At 52.9% G+C, this 1584-nt stretch carries 2 protein-coding genes; both read right to left on the bottom strand.

From position 1 onward, the window contains the following. Positions 1-1071 (bottom strand): DDE-type integrase/transposase/recombinase (locus ACTQ52_RS12290; protein ID WP_441982787.1); only part of this gene is annotated, 1071 nt, incomplete at its 3' end. A 75-nt stretch (positions 1072-1146) separates the two neighbouring features. Next, on the bottom strand, positions 1147-1584 hold a 438-nt coding region (locus tag ACTQ52_RS12285), incomplete at its 5' end, for a DUF6431 domain-containing protein (protein ID WP_441982786.1).

The following is a 1584-nucleotide window of genomic DNA, read 5'->3' as shown; positions in this document are numbered from 1 at the left end:
CCGATTTTCGTGATGCAGAAAGGCTTCTGCGATGGTATTGACATCGATAAAGTTCAGCGGACGTGTATCCCGGTTCCATTCCTGCCGTGGTGTGATCCCTTCCGGTGGAACGACTGCGTTGAGGCACTGATAGTACTCGGCGATGCCAGCATGAGGATCGTTATGGTATTGGTCCTCGAGGTAGATACTCCACAGACGGTTGAGCTCATCCAGTGATCGGACGTTTTTCAGTTTGCTTTCCCGAACGAATGCATCCACCACCTGATGGAATTTCTCGATTTTGCCTTTCGACTTCCCACTTCTTACAGGCGCATGAGAGATCGAGATACCAAGCTTGGCCAGTGACAGCTTCAGTTGCTTTGCGATGTACTGAGAACCGTTATCAAAGTAGCATCGGTCAAACGCCCCTGCACGGAGCAGCACAGACCGGAAGGTATCCTCTACGATCTCTTCCTCCTGAGAGGCATAAAACTTCGAGGCAATGACAAACCTCGAATGATCGTCTATCGCCGACGACAGGTATGTTTTGACTTTGGCTCCGCGCTTTCCGATCGGGAGCAGCGGCCCATACTTGATGTCTCCCTGGATCAGCATCATCCGGTGTGGCTTGCAGAAGCGCTTCGAGGAGCTCTCCCGTGCATCCTTGTAGGTCTGAAGATGCTCTGATCCGAAGCCAGCGTTGTAGAGATGTCTCTCCAGTGTCGAGCGTTTCAGCACGCCAGGAGCAACTCGTCCTTCTAACTCGAGGATCAGTATCAGCTGTTCCACCGAGCGCTCCGGAACTTCCCGTCGGAGCTGGATGGCTTCATTCAGAAGTTCCTCGAAGTTTTCCGGCAGTGTCTGAGAGCGCCGCTTCTGGCGATCCATCGGTCGGAGCCCCTGAAACCCGTTTTCACGGTATGCCTTCTCGTATCGGTAGAGCGATCTTGGAGTCGTGAAGTTGTCCTGTGCGATCTTTTCCCGCATCGCTATGCGCTTTGCATTATCGAGGTCCTCCGAAAGGAGTGGTGTAATCATAGTGTAACGCTGGAGCGCGACCTCGTCCTGCCAGTCTTTGTTTTTCGTTATCATGGTAGTGAACCTCCTTCATGAAGCTCACTATACCGTCATGATCTGTGACAGGAAAACAAAAGTAGGTGCATAGACTCAATGCCGGAACGGGACCAGAGACCCACCACTGTTGTAGATCGTCCGAATGACCTGTTCCAGCCATCGTCTGTTTGATTTTTGGAGAGAGGCGAGCAATGATGCACCGACATGAAGTATGCGACTGTCGTAGTCGGACAGTTCATACGCCACAGCGCGGAGATATCCCTCGATGCGCTCCAGGTTCTTCTGGAGCCACTGGATCCAGAGCAGCATAGTCGCACCACATGGGTAGTCTTCGGAATCCAGATCATCCGGTGTGACGACCTTTTCGAGAACGCCGCTGATCACCTCACTGTCGTAGTGCTTATACGGCAGCACCACACTAGGCAGTTCATTGTGAAGCTTCATGCATTTGCTGCACCGGAACCGGCGGATCATCAGCCACTTGCGGGTACCGCCTTCGCCCTTCATGATACGGCGCTTGCGATCACGGTA

It is taken from the genome of Oribacterium sp. Sow4_G1_1, from assembly GCF_052116105.1.
Classification (GTDB): domain Bacteria; phylum Bacillota; class Clostridia; order Lachnospirales; family Lachnospiraceae; genus Oribacterium.
Note: the sequence above shows the minus strand (reverse complement) of the source record. Positions and strands in the feature narration are given on the sequence as shown.